19 protein-coding genes and 1 riboswitch are annotated in these 21463 nt (G+C 50.7%); of the genes, 17 read left to right on the forward strand and 2 right to left on the reverse strand.

Annotated elements, in window-relative coordinates:
* Positions 1-6: 6 nt before the first annotated feature.
* The gene (locus tag HYD27_RS03740) at positions 7-600 is read left to right on the forward strand and encodes a hypothetical protein (RefSeq protein ID WP_219211629.1); all 594 of its coding nucleotides are present in this window, start codon (positions 7-9) and stop codon (positions 598-600) included.
* Positions 601-686: 86 nt separating this feature from the next.
* On the opposite strand, the gene HYD27_RS03745 is transcribed toward HYD27_RS03740, so the two are convergent.
* Entirely contained in the window at positions 687-2003 is a 1317-nt protein-coding gene (locus HYD27_RS03745; RefSeq protein ID WP_219211631.1) for an APC family permease, read from the reverse strand.
* 136 nt (positions 2004-2139) lie between these two features.
* On the opposite strand from HYD27_RS03745, the gene HYD27_RS03750 reads away from it, so the two are divergent.
* Positions 2140-3075, forward strand: coding sequence for a LysR family transcriptional regulator (locus HYD27_RS03750; protein WP_219211633.1), 936 nt, complete (start codon positions 2140-2142; stop codon positions 3073-3075).
* 110 nt (positions 3076-3185) lie between these two features.
* Positions 3186-4118: a tyrosine-type recombinase/integrase gene (locus tag HYD27_RS03755; protein ID WP_219211636.1), complete on the forward strand. Its 933-nt coding sequence runs from the start codon at positions 3186-3188 to the stop codon at positions 4116-4118.
* A gap of 267 nt (positions 4119-4385) precedes the next feature.
* Here the strand turns inward: HYD27_RS03755 and HYD27_RS03760 are convergent, their stop codons facing one another.
* The gene (locus HYD27_RS03760) at positions 4386-5312 is read right to left on the reverse strand and encodes an L-lactate dehydrogenase (protein ID WP_219211638.1); all 927 of its coding nucleotides are present in this window, start codon (positions 5310-5312) and stop codon (positions 4386-4388) included.
* A gap of 225 nt (positions 5313-5537) precedes the next feature.
* Here HYD27_RS03760 and bcaP point away from each other — a divergent pair, with 225 nt between their 5' ends.
* The 14 genes from bcaP (at position 5538) to HYD27_RS03830 (ending at position 21455) form a co-directional block, all read left to right on the forward strand.
* Complete coding sequence (gene bcaP, locus HYD27_RS03765; protein ID WP_219211641.1) at positions 5538-6923, forward strand: branched-chain amino acid transporter BcaP; 1386 nt, start codon at positions 5538-5540, stop codon at positions 6921-6923.
* Between the two features lie 24 nt (positions 6924-6947).
* A complete protein-coding gene (locus HYD27_RS03770; RefSeq protein WP_219211642.1) occupies positions 6948-8237 on the forward strand; it encodes a WD40/YVTN/BNR-like repeat-containing protein in 1290 nt (429 codons plus the stop codon).
* Positions 8238-8489: 252 nt separating this feature from the next.
* A complete protein-coding gene (locus HYD27_RS03775) occupies positions 8490-8666 on the forward strand; it encodes a hypothetical protein (protein WP_219211644.1) in 177 nt (58 codons plus the stop codon).
* Positions 8667-8863: 197 nt separating this feature from the next.
* Complete coding sequence (locus tag HYD27_RS03780; protein WP_219211646.1) at positions 8864-9256, forward strand: DUF2500 domain-containing protein; 393 nt, start codon at positions 8864-8866, stop codon at positions 9254-9256.
* A 122-nt stretch (positions 9257-9378) separates the two neighbouring features.
* Positions 9379-10134 carry an SDR family NAD(P)-dependent oxidoreductase gene (locus tag HYD27_RS03785; protein ID WP_219211648.1) on the forward strand — a complete coding sequence of 252 codons (756 nt, stop codon included), beginning with the start codon at positions 9379-9381 and terminating at the stop codon, positions 10132-10134.
* A 112-nt stretch (positions 10135-10246) separates the two neighbouring features.
* Positions 10247-10669 (forward strand): cell wall hydrolase, encoded by a 423-nt coding sequence (locus HYD27_RS03790; protein ID WP_219211650.1) that lies wholly within the window; start codon positions 10247-10249, stop codon positions 10667-10669.
* A 305-nt stretch (positions 10670-10974) separates the two neighbouring features.
* Entirely contained in the window at positions 10975-11385 is a 411-nt protein-coding gene (gerQ, locus tag HYD27_RS03795) for a spore coat protein GerQ (protein WP_228744976.1), read from the forward strand.
* Positions 11386-11552: 167 nt separating this feature from the next.
* Positions 11553-11759, forward strand: a complete 207-nt coding sequence (locus tag HYD27_RS03800) for a hypothetical protein (RefSeq protein WP_219211652.1) — start codon at positions 11553-11555, stop codon at positions 11757-11759.
* Between the two features lie 1280 nt (positions 11760-13039).
* On the forward strand, positions 13040-14356 hold the full coding sequence (locus tag HYD27_RS03805) for a hemolysin family protein (RefSeq protein ID WP_219211661.1): 1317 nt from the start codon (positions 13040-13042) through the stop codon (positions 14354-14356).
* Between the two features lie 406 nt (positions 14357-14762).
* Positions 14763-16622: an ATP-binding protein gene (locus HYD27_RS03810; protein ID WP_228744962.1), complete on the forward strand. Its 1860-nt coding sequence runs from the start codon at positions 14763-14765 to the stop codon at positions 16620-16622.
* Between the two features lie 91 nt (positions 16623-16713).
* Positions 16714-17469 (forward strand): DsbA family protein, encoded by a 756-nt coding sequence (locus tag HYD27_RS03815; protein WP_219211665.1) that lies wholly within the window; start codon positions 16714-16716, stop codon positions 17467-17469.
* A complete protein-coding gene (locus tag HYD27_RS03820) occupies positions 17469-17900 on the forward strand; it encodes a disulfide oxidoreductase (RefSeq protein ID WP_219211667.1) in 432 nt (143 codons plus the stop codon). Before HYD27_RS03815 ends, HYD27_RS03820 begins: the two co-directional genes overlap by 1 nt.
* A gap of 226 nt (positions 17901-18126) precedes the next feature.
* Positions 18127-18284: riboswitch (cyclic di-AMP (ydaO/yuaA leader) on the forward strand.
* Between the two features lie 124 nt (positions 18285-18408).
* A complete protein-coding gene (locus HYD27_RS03825; protein ID WP_219211669.1) occupies positions 18409-20226 on the forward strand; it encodes an APC family permease in 1818 nt (605 codons plus the stop codon).
* A 206-nt stretch (positions 20227-20432) separates the two neighbouring features.
* On the forward strand, positions 20433-21455 hold the full coding sequence (locus tag HYD27_RS03830; protein WP_219211671.1) for an iron-hydroxamate ABC transporter substrate-binding protein: 1023 nt from the start codon (positions 20433-20435) through the stop codon (positions 21453-21455).
* Positions 21456-21463: the final 8 nt, after the last annotated feature.

The following is a 21463-nucleotide window of genomic DNA, read 5'->3' on the forward strand; positions in this document are numbered from 1 at the left end:
GATGAGGTGAGTATACTGATAAAATATTTCAGCTTCATGGCTGTCTTGTTAATGGGCTCGCTGCTCGCTGCCTGCGCTGCAAAGCCGTCGGAGGAACATCCCTTAGCGCCTGTTGGGGAAGCAAAGGGGGCGGCGACGGAATTCGCGGATAAAATCGAGTCACCGCAAAGTCCTCCGGCGGATCAAGGACCGCAGGCTGCCAAACAAGCTGCATCACCGGAGGGACAACCCCCGCTGCCTTCAGTACAAACCGGCAGCACCACGATACCTGCGGTTCAGAGCAGTTATTGCTGGGATACGCTCGGTTGCGGTGATTACGTGGGGGGTAAGGCGTTGTTAAATGGTACGGCGCCGGCAGTCATTAATCCGGGGGATCGGGTAAGCATTGCACTTGATTATGAGCCGTTGCCGTCAAAGGTATCTGTATCGGAAATCAGGGAGGATAACGTATACGTTCCGGTTGACTTATTGAATGGGGCCTTTGAAGCGCCTAAGAAAAAAGGTGTATATTACTATCTCTATGAGGCCACTTGGCTTACGGAGGATGGCAAATATACATTGAATCAGACATCGGCTGTTTTTGCCGCAGAGGTGAAGTGAAGGCAGATAAAAAAACAGGCCGCAGGACCCCGGAGACAAGGGGAGCTGCGGCCTGTTTGCTCGTGCCGGAGATTTGTTATAGTTTTTTAAAGCGCCTTTTGCTTAACCTCCTGCGGCTCGCCAGGGGCCGGCTCCTGATGAGCATTCTTGCGGCTGGCTGCGGTATGCACGATCAGGAAAAACAGAGCCGTGATCAGGAGCGGATAACCGATTGCCCAGCCGGTAAAAGGAAACACAGCCGCTGTAGCGGCAAAGGAGATCCAACTGATCGCAACGCCAAGCCGGCTCCCCTTCAGGAGCCGTATTCCTGCTGCACAGCCTCCGATATATGTTAATATGAAGGTCGCATTAGGAAATTGAATCAGTGTTGTAATTGACAGCAGGCCGCTGCCGTACAGAAACAGTACGGCGGCAAAACATATGAGCAGAAAGCCAATGGCTCCGGTTGGCGTCTGATAACGGCTGGACAAGCGGCTCATCCATTTCGGGGCATACCCCTGCCGGGCCAGTGCATATGCTACCCGGGAAGCGGCCCCGGCATAGGCAATGATTGTTGCTGTACAGATGAACAGTCCGGTCAGGCCGGCGATGAATCCGCCCCATGAGCCCAGCGGCTGGCTGATGATCCAGACCAGGGAGGAATCCGCTCCCCCGCGAAGATAGCTTTGTGTCCCGACTGTGGCGAGAGCAGACAGGAAGTACAGAATGCCGACAATAATGGCAGCGACGGCAACGCCCTTAACCGCTGCCCGCTGCGGGTCCTTGAATTCCTCGGATAGATGGGATACGGCTTCCCAGCCGATAAAGCACCAGAACAGAATCGCCGCCGCCTGCAGGGCGCTCATCCAGCCGTGCGGGGCAAAAGGTGTGAAATGCACAGCTTCCATCCGGGGGAGAGCTGCGGCAAAGGAAAAGACCAATACGGCGACGATTGCGATTACAACAGCAATCTGTACTTTTCCGGCCATCTGCATTCCAATCCAGTTCGTCACCAGACCAACTCCGAGCATGGCCGCGGCCATGGCGATTCTGGCGTTATCCCCCCAGCCCATGGCAGCCGACATATATCCGGCTCCGGTCAATGCGGCGACCGGCCCCCCAACCGGGACCGACATCAGGAAGAACCAGCCGGCCAGCGCTCCGGCCCTGGGGCCAAAAGCCAGTGTGACAAAGTGGGAGACACCGCCGGCATTCGGGTATTTGGCAGACAGCAGGCCCATGGACAGAGCCAAAGGGAGAATCAGCAGCGTCATAAATCCCCAGGCGAGAAGGGAGGCGGGACCGGCTATCTCTGCGGCAAGACCGGGAACAATCAGCACTCCTGAACCAAGTACGGCGCCAATATACAGGGCAATGGCCTGCGGCATTCCGATATTGCGTTGTAGAGAGTTCATTTTTTTCATGATTAAGATGGCCCGCTTTCCTTGTATTTAAGTATAGAGTATCAGATAATAGATCCATTGGAAAAACGGAATTATTAAATGGCATCCATTCGAAAAACCGATGGATAGACCGGAAGCACGAAGGAGGAGGGCGTCGATGGAATCCCGCCATCTGTTCACGTTCCTGGTTGTGGCGGAAACCGGCAGCTTCACACGTGCAGCCCGGAAGCTCGATTATGCACAGTCAAGTATAACTGCCCAGATTCAGGCGCTTGAGGCAGAGCTGGGGCAGCCGCTGTTTGACCGGATCAGCAAAAAAATCCTGCTCACGGATGCCGGACGCCGCCTGCTCCCGTATGCCCAGGAGATTTCCCGGATGCACACCATGGCTGAGGTTGCACTGCGTTCAGAAACCGGATTGTCCGGAGTACTGCGGATAGGGGCACCGGAATCACTGGCTGCTTTTCGGCTGCCGGGCATTATCAAGGAATTCCGCGGGCGGTATCCCCAGGTGCAAATTACCCTGAAGCCGGGGGCTTGCTGGGAGTTAACCGAATTTGTCCGCACCGGGGAGCTGGATTTGGTGTTTCTGCTCCAACCGGAGACAGAGTACAAGGAGTTGCATACGGAGACGCTTATTCATGAAGCCATGACACTGGTTGCACCGCTGGGCCATCCGCTTCTGGAGCTTGCTGAGGTCTTGCCGCATCATTTAAAAGATGAAACCATTCTGCATACGGAAACCGGCTGCACCTACCGGATCTTGTTCGAGCGCCACTTGAACAGCCATGGCGTGTTCCCCGATCCGAAGCTGGAATTCTGGAGTATTGAAGCAATCAAGCAATGTGTAATGGCCGGACTGGGAATCTCCTTCCTGCCGCTGATTACCGTGCGAAATGAGCTGGCCGAAGGCAAGCTGGCCCGGCTCCATTGGAATGACGATTCCCAGCGGGTGGCTACACAAATCGCGTACCACAACAAAAAATGGAAGTCCCCTGCACTTGCCGAGTTCCTGTCCACTGTACAGAAGCATGCGTCAGGATGGAGAAGCGGGGAGACGGACACTGAGAAAAGAAGCCTTTTATCCACCTGATTCTATGAAGCTATTCTATGGTACAATAAACATCCATGCCGCTTTTTCGCGCACATAGACGAAGAAATTTAAGGAATAAATTGTTATAAACACAGGAAGGGAGATAGGACATGAACCAATGGGAGCCTGACTATGAAGAGGAGCTGGATGCCTTTCTGATCTGGATGAAGGATGCCGGCTATACCCCATATACACAGAAGTCCTATCTTTCCGATGTGCGGGAGTTCCTGGCCGGTCTGAACGGAAAGAAGCTGGAGACCGTTAAGAAGCTGCATATCGTCTCCTATTTAACCTCTGTCCGTGAACGGGGGGTCAGCGATTCCACGCGTAACCGCAAGCATGCCTCGGTGAATTGCCTGTTCAAGGCGCTGATAGAGCTGGAACTGCTGACTGCGAATCCTGCAGCGGGAATCAAGAAGTCCAAGACCGAAAAGAACCGTGAGCCCGTCTATCTGGAAGAACAGGAGCTGCAGCGTTTTTTGTCAGCTGTAGAGGGCAAATACAGGAGCCGGAATCTGGCGGTTTTTCTGCTCATGTCCTATATGGGGCTGCGGGTAGGGGAGGTCCACACCCTAAATTTAAGCGATTACCATACAGAGCGCCGGATGCTGCGCGTATTCGGAAAGGGCCGTAAATGGCGGAACGTTCCGGTGCCTGCAGAGCTGGCCCCTTTTCTGGAGCAGGCGTTGGCCGACCGGCTGGAGCCTTGGCGCAGCAAGGAGGAGGCTATGTTCATTTCGCAAAAAGGACGGAGGCTCTCGATCCGCGGGATCCAGGGGATCGCCGCCAACACCTTCCGCCGTTATCAGAATGACGTTCCTGCCGCCCGCCGCCGTCCTTACTCCAGTCACAAGCTTCGCCATTCCTTTGCCACCATGCTGCTGCGCAAGGGAACGGATTTGCGGACGGTCCAGGAGCTGCTGGGCCATTCATCTATTCAAACGACTACTGTATATACGCATATTACCAGCCGGGAGAAGGAAGAAGCCATGTCCAGACTGCAGATCAGCATGCCGCCTGTTCCGGTCCATTATGAAATGTGAGTTCGAGCCGAAGCTTGCCGCAAGATGGATGATGAATACGCAGCGCTTATGGAATCCGGCGAGCATCGGACATGACTTATTTCATTGGCAGACCTGACGATTCATGTTATATTTATTGAGTTCAGAAGCTCCGTCCTTTCAGTAGTGGGGGTTATTCTCCATAACCGGAAGGGCGTTTTCTTTTGTAATTCGGGTCCACAGTACGCAAAAAAGACTATCTCTGCCTCTTCGCGAGGTGGAAATAGTCTGTCATGGCACAGCGTGAGTCTACAGCTCCAGCCTGGAGATTTCACCCTTCAGCTTTTCTGCGGATTGCCGGAACAGGGCTTGCTCCTCTTCACTGAGCGGCAGGTCCAGTACTTCGCGTACGCCGGAGCGGTCAACCACACATGGGGCGCCCAGGAAAACATCGGACACTCCATTATAGTTGTTAAGCAGAGTGGAGACATTCAGCACAGCACCTTCATTGTGCAGAATCGAGACCACAATCCGGTCCAGCGCCAGCGCGATCGCATAGGAGGTTGAGCCCTTGGCATCTATGATTTCGTAGGCTGCATTTTTGGTATCCTCGAAGATTTCCTTGCGTTCTGCTTCGTCAAAGCCGAGATCAATCCCCGCAACATTGGCCAGACTCCAGACCGGCAGCTCGGAGTCGCCATGCTCACCGATAATCTGTCCGTGAATGCTGCGCGGATCGATTTCTTTGTGCAGGCCGATCAGGTAACGGAATCTCGCACTGTCGAGTACGGTTCCTGAACCGATGACGCGTCTGCGGTCGAAGCCGCTGATCTTCAGAGTGGCATAAGCCAGAATGTCGACCGGATTTGTCGCGATCAGCAGAATGGCATGCTGGTTGTATTTGGTTATTTTTTGAATGATGTCTTTAAAAATCGAGATGTTCTTGCGCAGCAGATCGATCCGGGTCTCACCCGGCTTTTGGGAGGCGCCGGCGGTCACAATGATAATATCTGCTTCGCGGCAATCTTCATAGGTTCCTGCCCAGAGCTTCACACCACCGACGAAGGGCATGCCATGGTTCATATCGAGCGCTTCACCCAGCGCCTTCTGATGGTTGACATCAATTAGAACCAGCTCCTGCATGCGTCTGCGCAGCAGCAAGGTATAGGCAGTGGTAGTGCCGACTGCACCGGTGCCGATTACTACGACACGATTCGGTTTGAATGGGGGGGCCATTGCTACATCTCCTCCTGAAATTTTGAATTTTTTGTGTCCAATCTTATCCATCATAATCGCTAAGGTTAGTGTTTTCAAGCGGCTTGCTTTTAATCCATTACCCAATAATGGACAAGCCAACAAGGATTTTGGAAGACAGGGGGCATGAATGTTTAGTATTTCCACGTTTCTTGTATTTATAGGACTCATTATTTACTTATATAGAAGACAGGGGAGAATTTACGTATGGAATTATTCCGCAAGAAGCCTTTGACCGCTCCGGTCAGTGCCGAAGGAGACAAGCTCAGCAAGACACTGGGTGCATTTGATCTGACCACGCTGGGTGTAGGGGCGATCATCGGCACCGGAATATTTGTAATGACGGGAGTGGCGGCTGCAGAGCATGCAGGCCCGGCGCTTGTACTCTCATTTGTGCTGGCTGGCTTTGCCTGTGTGCTGTCGGCTCTTTGCTATTCGGAGTTTGCCTCCACACTTCCGGTATCCGGCAGCGCCTATGCTTACAGCTATGTGGCTTTTGGTGAACTTTTGGCCTGGATTCTGGGCTGGGATCTGGTGCTGGAGTACGGGGTTGCGGCGGCGGCGGTGAGCAGCGGATGGTCGGGCTATTTCCAGGGTCTTCTCGAAGGCTTTGGCCTGCATTTGCCCACAGCGCTCTCCGGAGCGTATAATGCGGACAAGGGAACGTTTATCAATCTGCCCGCCGTTATCATTATTTTGCTGATTTCCTACCTGCTGACCCGGGGAGTCAAGGAAACGGCCCGTTTCAATGCGATCATGGTCGTGATCAAGCTGTCGGTCGTTGTGCTGTTTATTGTTACCGGTTTATTCTATGTGAAGCCGGAGAATTGGACGCCGTTTATGCCGTTTGGTTTTCATGGCGTAGTTAATGGTGCAGCTACTGTATTTTTTGCCTATATCGGCTTTGACGCCCTATCCACCGCAGCGGAAGAAGTGAAGCGTCCGCAGCGTGATCTGCCGATTGGAATTATTTCCTCTCTGGCAATTTGCACGGTGCTCTATATTGCGGTCTCCCTTGTGCTCACCGGAATTGTTCCTTACCAGAGCCTGAATGTCAGCGATCCGGTTTCTTTCGCGCTGCGTTTTGTGGATCAGAATATGATTGCCGGACTTATCTCAGTAGGTGCTATTGCCGGGATGACTACTGTTCTGCTTGTTATGCTGTTTGGCCAGACGCGTCTGCTGTTCGCGATTTCACGGGACGGGCTTCTGCCGCGAGCCTTGTCCAAGGTTAGTGCGAAGACGCACACCCCTGTGCGCAGCACCTGGATGGTGGGCGGCGTTATTGCCGTGCTTACCGGCTTTGTTCCGCTGGACCGGCTCGCCAACCTGACCAGCATCGGCACACTGTTCGCCTTTCTTGTCGTTTCTCTCGGAGTAATTGTACTCCGCTATACCCATCCGACTCTCAAAAGAGGCTTTAAAGTGCCGTGGGTTCCTTTTATCCCTTTGTTAAGTGCGGCGGCCTGCAGCTATTTGATGTATAATCTGGGTAGAGCGACCTGGATTGGCTTCGTCATTTGGCTGATCATCGGCTTGCTTATTTATGGTTTATACGGCTATAGGAGCAGTAAGCTTAACCATTACAAATAATTTTTTGAGGAAGAGGAGAGAGCTTTGTCATTCAGAAAAACAGGGTTCAAGGTTCTGGGAGCTGTATTCACCATACTCCTGAGCCTGCTTATACTTTCGGCTTGCTCTTCTCCTCCTCCGGAGCCTTCCCAGCCCCCGCAGCCGACGGAAGCGCCGGAAGAGGGGCAGACCATTACGCTGATTACCCCGGATGCCCAGAATGTCGATAACGAAAATGCCCCAAAATACCAGATTCAGACCCGGTTGACGGATTTCAGGCTGTTGAATAATGCCATAGGGCTTGCCTGGGGTGTAACCAAGAATGAACTGCGGATCTACATGACGAAGAATAACGGCAAGACCTGGAGCAACATCTCTCCGTCAGCGAATGTCCAGTTTTTGTCCAACCCAGTGTATGGCAAGGATATATTCTTCACCGATCCCGATAACGGCTGGATTATCCGGAGCGCCTCGGGACTCACGGAAACGGTTGTGCTGCGCACGACGGATGGGGGAAGCAGCTGGAAAATTTCTTCTTTTCCTGATGCGAATACGATTTCATCGATCTATTTCAACTCCCCTTCGCATGGCTGGCTGATGACCTCCTGGGATGCAAAAGCCGCCAAGGAGAGCAAAGCGCTGTATGCAACCAGTGACGGCGGAGCTACCTGGAATCTGGTCATGCAGAATGAGCAGTATAATCCGAATCTGCCGAATAACTCAGTTCCTATATCCGGAATGATTACGGGAATGGTGTTCAAGGACTTAACGCATGGCTTTGTAACGCTGCAAACCGGCGCATTGCCCAAAATCTACATGACCAAAGACGCTGCGGCTACCTGGAGCTCCGGTCAGGAATTTCTCGTCAATGAACAATTTGAAGGCTGTGACCGTGTCATCACGGGAGAACCTGATTTTTTTGACAAAGTGAGCCTGAACGGGTGGATGTCTGTAGGCTGCCAAAAGGATAAGGAAGGCAGCATTGCCTATAATGGCTACTTCACAGCCAACGGGGGGGAGAACTGGAAATTTGTCTCCTTTGGACTGGGGTCCCAGACAGGGATTAACCGCCACATCCCGCCTGCCTTTCTGAACTCGCAGCTTGGCTGGACCCTGAAGCAGGATGTACTGTACCGGACAACAAATCAGGGCAAGACCTGGACTGCTCTTCCAGCCAGCGGTGTGCTGCAATCCAAGCTTGTGGAATATCCGGAGATTGTGAAGCTGCAGTTCGTCACCAGTGAGGTAGGCTGGCTGCTGATCGAGAAAAAGGAAGACCGCAAATCCATTCTGCTGCAGACCACAAACGGAGGTTTAACCTGGCGTGTAATGTAAGAGAATGTGTTAGGGATGAGGCTGCCGCTGAGGCAGCCTTTTATTTTTCGCTGAATGGATACAGCCCTTAGAAACAGGACCGCCAAGCCGGTTCAGCGGATTAATCTGAATATAAGGAAAAATCTTATTTAAAATTCTCTTTAAAAATGTGAAAAAAATCACATGACAAACGAATAATCCTGTGATATATTTAACACATAGAGAACAAGTTCATTATTTCACAAACTTTCATCCCGAATAGGAGAGATTATAATGAAAACTTTCGAAACGGATTATGTAACCAGAAACCTTCTGCAGCTGTGCTACAACTGTGATGACGCATACCTCTGTGAAACTGAAGAACAATGCAAGGCATGCTGGGCGGACAATGGAATGCTTCCTGAAGAAACGGACGAAACTAAGCAATTATTGGATCTCGTACATGCGTAATTGAACCGCTGGAGGGACATTAATAACGAAGGCCACAGCTGACCTCTGACAAGAGTGGGCAGGGTGGTCTTTTTGCAATTATACTCCACTTAGAAATAATGTTTTTGCAATGCTTTATGGAACAGCCGGGGCATATACATATACAGAAGCCTGTTTCTTGCTGGAAGCAGGATAAATGAAAATAAGGGGGAATGGGAATGGGTCCGGATCCATCTTGGATGTTTGATCTGACGGGGACGGTAATACCGATCTTTCTCGCCGTGGTGATTGGCATTGTCGCTGTATCTGCAGGCAGGGGGCTGCTGCAGTGGAGCCGGAACAACAGCTCGCCCATGCTGACCATCCCTGCCCGCATCGTCAGCAAACGAAGTGAGGTCCGGCAGCAGCAGCTGCAGGATGAGAGCCATAACAGCCGCACCAGCACAACCTACTATTTGACCTATGAGTCGGATCATGGAGCGCGGATGGAGTTCAAAGTGGACGGCAATGAATATGGCATGAGTGCCGAAGGAGACAGAGGGATACTGACTTACCAGGGGACCAGATACCACGGCTTTCAGCGGCAGCCCCACTACTCTACGGCAGAATAGAACAATATAATGGTATTTACAATATAGCGGCGTATCCTGTACAATCCCCTTGTTTCCTGTCAGCGGAGCAAGGGGATATTTGTATTGTGTGAAATCCACCCAATTATAGGAGTGATCTGAACATGAAATATCTGCACAGAACAGTCATTGTAACCGGCGCAGGCCAGGGCATCGGCAGGGCAATCGCAAAAGCCTATGCGGCCGAGGGCGCGAATGTCGTTATTGCCGAGCTGGATGAAGCGACCGGACGCAAGACGGCGGCGGAAATCTGCCGTGAAGGCGGAACGGCTGAATTTTACGCCTGTGATGTCAGCAAGGAACAACAGGTCATCGCAATGACTGCTTTTACAGCCAAAACCTACGGAACGGTAGACATTCTGATTAATAATGCCGGTATTGCCAACCCGCACACACAGCCATTATACGAGCTGTCTGTAGAGGCCTGGGACCGGGTGATGAACACCAATGCCCGCGGTGTGTTCCTGGCTACACGTGAAGCGGCGAAGATTATGCGGAATAATCCCGCAGGCGGGGCAGTGGTCAATCTTTCCTCTACGCGGGCAATGATGTCAGAGCCCAATACAGAAGCCTATGCGGCCTCCAAGGGTGCCATATCAGCACTTACCCATGCCATGGCGGTAACACTCGGCGAAGACGGGATCACGGTAAACTGCATCTGCCCGGGCTGGATTGAAACGGGTGACTATGCAGAGTTAAGGGAAATCGACCATTCCCAGCATCCGTCAGGAAGGGTAGGCAAGCCGGAGGATATCGCCAGAGCTTGCCTATATCTGACTTCAGCGGATAACAATTTCGTCACCGGGGCCCAGCTTGTAGTCGATGGCGGCATGACACGTAAAATGATCTACGAGCCGTAAGCGGGTTTTACAGAAAATGGGCGGAAGTTGGGAATGGACTGTCACCTCTTGGGCGAATGCACATACAATACAGCGAGCAGTTGAGAAATGTGTAGGCTAAGGAGGAGAAAATGTGGCCGTAATTAAAGCAAACTCGGAGGATGTAAGAGTGCTTGCACGGCTGATGCGGGCGGAAGCCGAGGAGGATGGGGAATTAGGCATGCTGATGGTCGGCAATGTGGGCGTCAACCGGATCCTTGGCAACTGCCTGGACTTCAATGATATCCGCAGTGTGAATGATATGGTATTCCAAAGCCCGGGCGGCTTCGAAGCACCGCAGAAGGGTTATTTCTACCAGCGCGCCCGGGAATCCGATATCCGCTTGGCAAGACGCGCCATTGCGGGGGAAAGAACATGGCCGGCCTCCAATGCGCTCTGGTTCTTCCGTCCGGTCGGAGAATGCCCGGGCACCTGGTACAACCAGCAGAATACCGGCCGCTTCAAAGCGCATTGCTTCTTTACTCCCACCAGCAGCGATTGTCCTGCAGTGTACTAGATCCTTCGGGTTAAGCGGATGCGGATGCAGCCGGAGAAAGCCTGCTGCCCCGCTTCCGCAGCTTACTTGAAGCTCTTCACTAAGTGCAGGCAATGCCTCTTTAGCGACATTTAGCTTGGGAACAAGCCGCATTTTTGCCTTAGGCCGTCCAAGCAGCGTGGCAGACCAATTATTTAGGAGGTTATCAGCAGATGATAGTTCAACCTTACCGCCCCGTTACGTATACGATTGGCAGCAATCCTTCAGGTGCGATGAGCAACATGAATAATATGAACAATGTGAACAGCATGAATAACATGAACGGGATGCACAGCATGAGTCCGATGGGAATGGGCAACATGGGAACCATGGGGGTCATGGGCGGAATGCCTCCCCAGGTCAACAGCGGCAGCCCCATGACTCCAGCCGGGGGAGTAATGACCACCACTGCGCCAGTGTTTGAGCAATCATACATCGAAAACATTTTCCGGCTGAATCTCGGCAAAGTCGGTACCTTTTACTTCACATACGAGAACAATAAGGATTGGAATGCCAAGGTCTACACTGGAGTGCTGGAAGCTGCCGGCCGCGACCACCTCATTATCAGCGACAAGGCCAGCGGACAACGCATTGTGCTGCTGATGGTGAATTTTGATTATGCCACCTTCGACGAGCCGCTGGCATATCAATATCCCGGCTCGATCGGCAATCCGCCGACCACACGCAACTGCCGTTAATATATGAACAGTTATCCATAGTGCAAATAGAAACGGCACACTGCCTTGGCTTAAGGCGGCTGCCGTTTCTTGGCGTCTGAGGCTTTCCTGTCAAATGCTCCTGGCATTGGACAATCAGCGTGGAGCATATGGGTTATATAAACCCTTCAAAGGCGGAGGAATGCGCCATGCTTCATAATCAGGAATTTAAAATTTACATTATAACCACTGGAGATATTGTAAGTTTCTTTGTAATGGAAATTATTATCGGGACCATGACATACTCTCTGGCTATGAAGCTTTTTCATAATGTGCTCCTGGCAAGCGCAGGCGGATGGGTTGGCACAGAGACGATCAAACAATTGAAGGCCGCTGTGAAAATGCTGCTGAAGTAAGGCACCAAGACGGTTGAGCTGCCGCCAGGAAGCTTTTGTCTGAGCCGATAAAACAAAATAACCCCACAAAGTGGAGCCTTGGCTTCGATGATTTACTCAGGTACTTTGCGGGGACCCCAAAACATATAAATTCTTATCTTTCAAAAAAACCGCCATGATGGCGGTTTTATATAAATATAAGACACCCATGCCGCTGCACGGCACCACGGAGGAATGAAATTCACAAGCCGTTATTTCAGGGGAAACTTAATGTATATGAATGGAACCGGCGAACCTGAAAAAGCTGATGGAACGCAAGGAGATTCATAGGGAACGGAAGCGAAGTGGAAAAAGTAACACTAATGGGCTGGAATTCTGGCTTTAACGGGCTTTAGTGGGATTTTGTACACTTCATGGAGGCCCGCTCCCCCATACGGCTGATTTCAGCCGGATTAGTTGTACTTTTTCCCACTAGGGATGATCCAGGAGCCGAATATGTTGGATTAGTTATACTTTTTCCCACTAAAATGGCTGCCCTTTAAATGAATGCTTCAAGTTCATCTTAATGCAGGCGTATCCTCTGCAGGGGAGAGAAACGGATCGATTAGGGTTCCTTTTTCCCGCTAACCCTTGCGAAAAAGCGGCTGGGGGGATACGAGGTGATTCCTTTTATACTTGGCTTCCCGCCTGGCTTCAGCAGCCGGCTTTACACTTGAAATGCAAACAGCTGCGCTGCCCGGTCAAGGACGGCGCAGCCGTTTCTGCTTGTTTATTTCAAAAAATTATCCGAATAAACCGTGAAGGGAAAAGCATTAAACAAAGAGATAGGGGACGCTGAATATGATAATCATTGCGCCAATTCCTATTGTTATTTTTCCGGCGAATTTTATATATCCCATCCGCATATCACCGGGTTCACCATCGTTGCCTATCCGTTTAAACCACCACAGCCCCTTTTCCAATTTTACGCAATTAAACTAGGATAGTTGCAGGGGGCATTTCATATCCAGAATGCCGCCGGAGGTGCTGAGGTTGACGGAAAGGGGGCTTAAGATTTAACCTTATCCTTATATAGAGTAAACAAAAGATCATTTTTTACCCTTGTTCGCACCTGTTTTTATACACCGAGTAATATTATAATAATGTGTATATTTATATCCGTGATTTAAGTACAGGAGATGAAAGCATTGGGAAATTGATTCGGAAAGGAATTGTTGCTGCTGCACAAGCCGACATTTTGAACAAACGAAGGAGGTGGGCCTATCCGCCTGAATCGTGGAGACGGTGGATAGGAGTATAAATTGAGCGACCCTTTACCCGGTATATTACATGTAGGTCTTATTATTTTGCTGGTGCTGTTTAATGGCTTTTTTGTTTCGGTTGAATATGCGATGGTGAAGGTACGCAGCGGCCGCATTGATTCCCTGATTGAGGAAGGCAGCAAACGAGCAGCGGCAGCAAGTAATATCGTACACAATCTGGATGGCTATCTGTCCGCCTGCCAGCTTGGCATCACCCTTGCTTCACTGGCACTGGGCTGGTTGGGTGAACCTGCTATCGCAACGATTGTGGGGCCGATTGTAACAAGCCTAGGATTTGGCGAAACCTCGGTTTATGTAATTTCGCTGATTATTGCTTTCATGTTCATCACAGTTCTGCATATTGTGCTCGGAGAGCTTGCTCCCAAGACGATTGCCGTGAACAAAGCCGAAGCGGTACTTCTGCTAACCGCGGGTGCAATGAATATTTTTTACCGGATCATGTATCCTTTTATCTGGATCGTCAAAGGTCTGGCCAGCGGGCTGCTGCGGATTTTCCGCTTATCGCCTGCTTCAGAGCTGGCGACGGCTCACACGGAGGAAGAAATCCGCATCATTATGCAGGAGAGCAACAAAAGCGGACTTATTGACAACACCGAAATGACCCTGGTAGACAATATTTTTGAATTTGCCGACACCATGGCCCGTGAGATCATGATTCCGCGTACTGAAATGATCTGTCTCAACAATCATCTTACCCTTGAAGAAAACATGGAGGCTGCATTTGACGGCATGCGGACGCGCTACCCGGTCTGTGAAGGCGACAAGGACCATATTCTCGGTTTTATCCACATTAAGGATCTGATCCGGGACAATGCGCCCAATTACAATGAACTGATACGTCCTATTCTTACGGTTCCGGAGTCGATTCAGATTAGCGCTTTGCTCAAGGTGATGCAGCGGGCGAAGACGCAAATTGCGATTCTGATCGATGAATACGGCGGTACCTCAGGCATGGTTACGCTCGAAGATATTATGGAGGAGATCGTCGGGGAAATTCAGGACGAATTCGACGAAGAGCGTCCAGGGGTAGAGAAGCTGGGGGAGGATGAATTCTCCATTGACGGCCTGATGCTGATCGAGGAGATCAACGACCGGCTTGGGCTGAACATGGAGACGGATGACTATGATACCATCGGCGGCTGGCTGTACTCCAAGCTTGAGGTCAATCCCCCGCAAAAAGGCCAAACGGTTGAATTTGACAATCATTTATTCATGGTGGAGGAGACCGATAATAAACGGATATCCCGCATCAAAGTCATAAAGGTGCAGTTTCTGACCGAAGAGGCCGGAGCTTAATAAAAGCATGGCAGGTGTTCGAAGACATGGCGTCAAGACTGGCGCTGTGTCTTTTTTTAAAAGATAAGAATTCATATGTTTCACGCTATACATTAGCCTTATCTTTCTCGCTGAAACGGATACCGTCCTTATAAGGACGGCGAAGCCGTTTCCGCTTGGAAGATAAGAATTTATATGTTTTGGGGTCCCCGCAGAGTACCTGAGTCATCATCGAAGCAAGGCCCCACTTTGTGGGGTTATTTTATGCAGCATAAATGAAGCTGGATTTGGGGATTCGAGTCGTTTCATGACGGGTAAAAGGAGTGTATCCCGCTACATCAAATTCATAGGAGCAGAAAGGAGAGGGGCCGATGACCGATCATTCATTTTACAATGATTTGCTGGTCCTCTTTTCTATTGTAATAGCATGGTTATCCTGTTTCATAGCTTTGGATCTGTCCGAGCGGATTGTGCTTCCAAAAGGAGTGCATCTTTTATCCTTATCAGCTCTACTGCGCTGGGCATAGGGTTGTGGAGTATGCATTTTATCAGCATGCGGGCAATGATGCCGCAAAGCAATGTATCCTATTACCTTCCGCTGCTGCTGTTTTCGCTATTTGTGCCTATTGCTGCTTCCTACGTGCTCTTTATGCTCTTTAATAACTCCCGTACGCGCAATAAGACGACCCTTGGGTTGGGCGGCTTGCTCTTCATCTGCGGCATTCTGGTCATGCATTACAGCGGGATGCTGGCGACTCAATACACGGCGGCCTTTGAGCAAAGCATACTGTCGATATTCGGTTCCTTTATACTTTCGCTGGCGATTCCTGCGGTTACCGCTTCTTACGACTCCAGTTGGGTTGAGAAGCCCTACAATATGTTTTCCGGCCGGAAAATACTGCTTATTCTTGTTCTTGCCGCAGTGCTGTCGGGAACGAATTATATAGCTATGGCCGGAGCTTCCTATGCTAATGCGGCGTCGGCCGTCTACACAGGCAGAACCCCGCTGCTGAATGATTCGCTGCTGGGGATGATCCTTGCCTGTACCTTCCTGCTGGTGGCGGCGGTTGTGCTTGGCCTTATGTACAGAGACCGGAAGCGGGTGCTCTTCTCCGCCCAGTTCAATGAGCAGCGGTACACGGCCCTATTCGAGTTCAGTCCGGATATGGTGGTATGTATCGATCCTCTGCGCCAAAAAGTCATCAGCGCCAATCCCTCGCTCCGCCGGACGACAGGCTACGGCCGGGAGGAACTGAGTGACTATAAAAAAGTATTAAGCACTGCTCGGGACGAAAAGACGCTTACAGCAGCAATTAAGCGGGCGGCGGAAGGACACTCCGGAAAGCTGGAGCTGACCGTCAGAACCAAAAGCGGGGACAGGCTGATTTGCAGCACCACTGTTTTTCCCTTGGTGAATAACAGAGAAAATTACGTCTATATTGTCGCTGAAGACATCACCACTTTGGCTGAACAGCAGCAGGAGCTTCTTATAGCCAAAAATGCCGCCGAAAGCGCTGACCGGATGAAAAGCGAATTCCTGGCCACGATGAGCCACGAGATCCGGACTCCGCTTAACGGCATCATTGGCATTAACCAGCTGCTTGCTGAGGAAATCACTGTCCCGGAGCTTCTCGAATTGCTGAAGCTGCAAAATACAAGCAGCCTTGCGCTCTTAAGTGTCATGAACGATGTGCTCGACATTTCCCGGCTTGAAGCGGAGAACATGCTGCTGTTGAAAGCCCCCTTCGAGCTTCCTGTGCTGATGCGGGAGTGCATGAATCTGTTCACGGTTGCTGCGAGTCAAAAAGGGCTGACGATGACCCTTGAGCTGGACCCGTCCATTCCTGAAGAACTGATCGGGGACAGTGCGCGCCTCCGCCAGATTCTGGTTAATTTGATTGGAAATGCTGTCAAATTTACTCATGAAGGGGGAGTAGCGGTGTCCGTTGAGACGTGCAGTGCGGAAGGTGCATCACCTGGACTCCTGTTCCATGTGAGGGACACCGGGACCGGGATCGCGCCGGAGAAGCTGCAGCGTCTGTATCAGCCCTTTTTCCAGGTGGATGCTTCCCATAACCGCAGATATCCCGGCACAGGGCTGGGACTGGCCATCTGCAGGAAGCTCGTTGAGCTTATGGAGGGCAGCATATGGTCGGAGAATGCCGAAGGCGGGGGGACGGTGTTCAGTTTTAAGATTCCGCTGCAGCCTATGGAGGCAACCTCCCGGGAGAAGCACTTGATGGAGCCGGGTATCCGGAAGAAGCGGGAGAAGACGGAAGCGGGTTGAACCAAGGTTTGCCAAGCAGAGAGTTTTAATTATATAATTTTAAAGGATATAGTTTCATCATCGTCCTGTTGGGACAGAAAGGAACTCTCTTTTGAGCAAATCTAAAAAAAACAAAGTCATGGTTCCCCAAGTAAGCAAGGCGGAGAAACGCAGGGCTGAGCTGGAGCAGCAGAAGCAGAAAACGAGGATTCTGATCATTAGCACCATAGCAATTGTAGTGATTATTTTTGTCGGACTTTTTATGCTTGCATCCAAGGATTCTGCTTCAACGGCAGGTTCAGGCAAACCGGTCGATTTCAATTACAGCGGGCTGCCAAGACTCGGCAAAGAAGATGCTCCGGTAAAAATCGTCGAATTCGGTGATTTTAAATGTCCGGCGTGCTCCAGCTTTGCAAGTGTTATCAAGCCGCAGCTGGCCCAGGAGTATGTGAATCAGGACAAGGCTGCCTTGTACTTCGTGAATATGGCTTTTATCGGCCCGGATTCCGAAACGGCTTCGCTGGCCGCATTGTCTGTCTATCATCAGAACAGCGATGCTTTCTGGACCTACTACGATGCTCTCTATGCCAATCAGGGGGATGAGAACGCAGAGTGGGCCACAGAGGATTTTCTGGTGAGCCTGGCGCAGAAGGAAGAGCTTCCTATTGATTTTGACCTTTTACGCAAGGATATCCAGGAACGCACCTATGAAAATGAGCTGCAAACCGACACCCAGCTTGCCGAAGATACCGGTGTCACTTCTACGCCTACTCTGTTTATCAACGGGTACAAAGTGGATGAGCCATTCAATATGGAGGCCATTGACGCTCAGATTAAGTCCGCTTCCGAAGCAGTGAGCGCCGAGTGATGAGGTTCTCTACTTTCTGCAGACGCCACTGTCTCTACCTGGCCTGGTTTGTGTCCGTTATTGCTGTAGCAGGAAGCTTGTATTTGAGTGAAGTTTTGAAGTACGAGCCCTGCAAGCTATGCTGGTTCCAGCGTATTTTCATGTATCCGCAGCTGATACTGCTGGGCATTGCCACATACCGGAATGACAAAAAGATTATTCCCTATGTGCTTCCCCTAAGCCTGATTGGAGGCTGCATCTCTCTGTATCATTATGCCGAGCAGAAGATTCCCGCCCTCAGCAAGGTACTTCCATGCACGGTTGGCGTTCCCTGCAACAAGGATTATTTGAATTATTTCGGATTCATTACCATCCCTTTGCTGGCGTTGATTGCCTTTGCTCTAATCGCGATTTTGCTCTGGACCGGCCGTAAGGAAGACACTGTAGAGTAGGGAATGCCACAGCAGAATTTAGAGGGCAATCCATTTCCGGAATTTCTGACACAAATATGAATCAAACCCTGAAAAGACACGTGATAAAGGGATAATCGCAGAGAATGAAAGAGCCGGATATCCCTTATCGTACGTTTGCGTTAATTGGATGGTTTTCATTCTTTTTTCATTTTTTTCACCGCTTTACGGAAGGCGCATTGTAGACTAATATTAGTCCTTGTGAGAAGTTGAATATGCGCTGAATTTTCCGTAAGGAAAAACGGGGGAACCAACTTGGCCTAAGCGCCAACGGGGTGAATCGGGAACGGCCTGCAAGGCTGCAACCGTAGGGCTACCACAGCCCGAATCCGCCAGCTAACCTCGTAAGCAATGGTGGGAGAATGACGATGCGTGAGCATGCGGATCATTTCCGTATGCTTATTTTTGTGCCTGCATTTATGAAATCCACCAATGAAAACGGCGCACGGTACTTCCGTTTCAACTCACAAAGAGAGGAACTGTTACAACAATGGTAAGCAAGGTAAAACGACTATTGATCGGGCGTCCGATGAAGTCGAACGAACTCGATCATGAAAAGTTATCCAAGGTGAAAGCACTGGCTGTCCTGTCATCTGATGCGCTCTCGTCTGTAGCCTACGGAACAGAACAAATCCTGATTGTGCTGGTGGCCGCGGGCTTTACCGCCATCTGGTACTCATTGCCAATCGCATTAGCCGTATTGGGCCTGCTGGCTATTTTGATTTTATCCTACCGGCAGACTATCTTTGCTTATCCGCAGGGCGGAGGCGCGTACATTGTTGCCAAAAGCAATCTTGGCATTCCTACCGGACTTCTCGCAGGAGGGTCGCTGCTGGTGGATTACATTTTGACCGTTGCGGTCAGTGCCTCGGCGGGTACAGATGCCATTACTTCTGCTTTTCCAAGTCTTCATGACCACAGTGTGCTTATCGCCGTAACCGTCATTCTGCTCCTGACCATTGTCAATCTGCGGGGCGTTACGGAATCTGCTTCTTTCATAGCTATTCCCGTGTATCTGTTCGTGGTATCCATCTTTGTACTGATTCTTGCGGGGTTATTCAAGTATGCAACCGGCGGAGCGCATGCCAATGTTCCCGAGCTCGGGGCGGCCGTCTCCAATGTCAGTCTGTTTTTGCTGCTTAAGGCTTTCAGCTCCGGCTGTTCGGCCCTGACAGGAGTAGAGGCTGTATCGAATGCTATTCCAAACTTCAGGGCGCCTGCGGAGAAAAATGCTGCCAAAACCTTGATGATGATGGGACTGATCCTGGGTATTATGTTCACCGGAATCACCCTTCTTGCTTACTGGTACGGAGTTACGCCGGATGAAAAGGCTACGGTTGTGTCCCAGATTGCCGAATCTACTTTTGGCCGCGGCGGTTTGTACTTTTTCATACAAGGGATCACAGCTGTCATTCTGTTCCTGGCAGCCAATACGGCCTACTCGGCGTTCCCGCTGCTGGCCTTTATGTTCGCCAAAGACAAGTATCTGCCCCATGCCTTTATGGTCCGTGGAGACCGCCTGGGCTTCTCGAACGGCATTATCTTTCTCGGTGTGTTGTCGGCTGTACTGGTTGCTGCCTTTCACGGAAATACCGAGGGCCTGATCCCTTTGTATGCGGTGGGGGTATTTATTCCTTTTACACTGTCCCAGCTTGGCATGATGGTGCACTGGTTCAAGACCAGGCCCAAAGGCTGGCAGAATAAATTCGCGGTTAACACTGTAGGTATGCTGACCACGCTGACCATTACTCTTATCTTCATTATCACGAAGTTCTCCAGTGTCTGGATGGCCTTTATTTTCCTGCCGGTTGTAATGTTCGTGTTCCACCGGATACACCGCCATTATCTCAACACTGCCGATCAGCTGCGCATTTGTCCGGCAACGGATAAGCCCTGCATCAAGGGAAGCACGGTGGTCGTTCCTGTATCTGGGGTAACCCGGGCCGTTCTGCATTCCATCAGCTATGCCAAATCCTTGACGGATAATGTGGTGGCGGTGTACGTTGGCTTTGATGAAGAAGAAATTAATAAAATAGAGCAAAGATGGGAGGAATGGAATCCGGGGGTCCGCCTGATTGTGCTCCGTTCCCGTTACCGCAGCATTATCCGTCCGCTCGTCAAATTTATAGATACGGTGGAATGGAAGACCGCTTCGACTGACCATATTACAGTGCTTATTCCACAGTTTATTACCAGGCACTGGTGGCAGGCGGTCCTGCATAATCAGACCAGCCTGTTCATCCGTTCTTATCTGATGAATCAAAAAGATATCGTCGTTGCCACGGTACCTTATCATTTGCACAAATAGACAGATGGCTGTCATATATTGGCTGTTCCCGCAGACGCTGGGGGCGGCCTTTTTTTCTTTCATTAGAGAACTTAACAGAAAGCCAACCCTGCTAATAATAATTATGTTGACACGGAGAATGAGAATCAATATCATTTAATGAAGTGAGGCGAAGGCGCACAAGGCCTTTGACCAATATAGATTGTACACACACAGGAGGGGTACTAATGATTTCGTTTAACCTGAAGAGATCCGGCCGCATGAAGCTGGCCTCAATCGCGCTTTTGACCCTGACGCTTATATTGTCCGCTTGCGGCAATAACAACAGCGCCAACTCCAATGGAGGGGCGGCTAACGCACCGGCAGCTTCAGCTGATGCTACAGAAGCGCCTGCGGCAACTGAAGCGCCGGCAGTTGAAAAAACAGTAACGGATGCTATGGGGCATGAGGTGACTGTTCCGGCTAATCCGCAGCGCGTGCTGGCATCGTATATGGAGGATTATCTGGTGGCGCTTGGGGTAACTCCGGTAGCCCAATGGTCTGTGACTAACGGAGTTCAGGATTATCTGTCCGATGAATTGAAGGATGTTCCTACGATTAGCTATGATCTTCCGCTTGAGGCTGTAACCAGCTTTGCACCGGATTTTCATATCGTTCAGTCGGAAGCCCTTGTGCAGAACGGCCTCTATGACCAGTTGAACAAAATTGCCCCTACGTATGTGCTGGGCGACGAGATCAGCAAAGACTGGCGGAAGTCCCTGCTCAAAATTGGCGAACTGTTGAACAAGAGTGCAGAAGCCGAGCAGGCAATTGCTGCTTACGATCAAAAAGCCGCCGATGCCAAAGCAAAAATCTCCGGTATCATTGGAGATGAATCCGTAGCGATTCTGTGGCTTGTTCAAAAGAACTTCTATATTGTGGACGAAACACGCAGCAGCGGTGCTGTGCTGTACGGCGACCTTGGTCTGAAGCTGCCTAATCTCGTTACAGAGATTCCTGCCGCTTCCAGAGCAACCTGGAACCCGATCTCTCTGGAGAAGCTGGCTGAGCTGACTGCAGATCATATCTTCCTGGTCAACAGCGACAAAACAGAAGGCTTGGAAATTCTGGAAGGTCCGATCTGGAAGGGCATTCCCGCCGTCAAAGCAGGCAATGTGCATGAGTTTGATGCCAGCCATAGCTGGCTGTACAGCGGAGCCATAGCCAATTCCAAAACCATAGACGATGTCTTAAGCAGTCTTGTGAAATAAAAAAGTCC

Source organism: Paenibacillus sp. S150, assembly GCF_019352175.1.
Taxonomy (GTDB): Bacteria; Bacillota; Bacilli; order Paenibacillales; family Paenibacillaceae; genus Paenibacillus_AQ.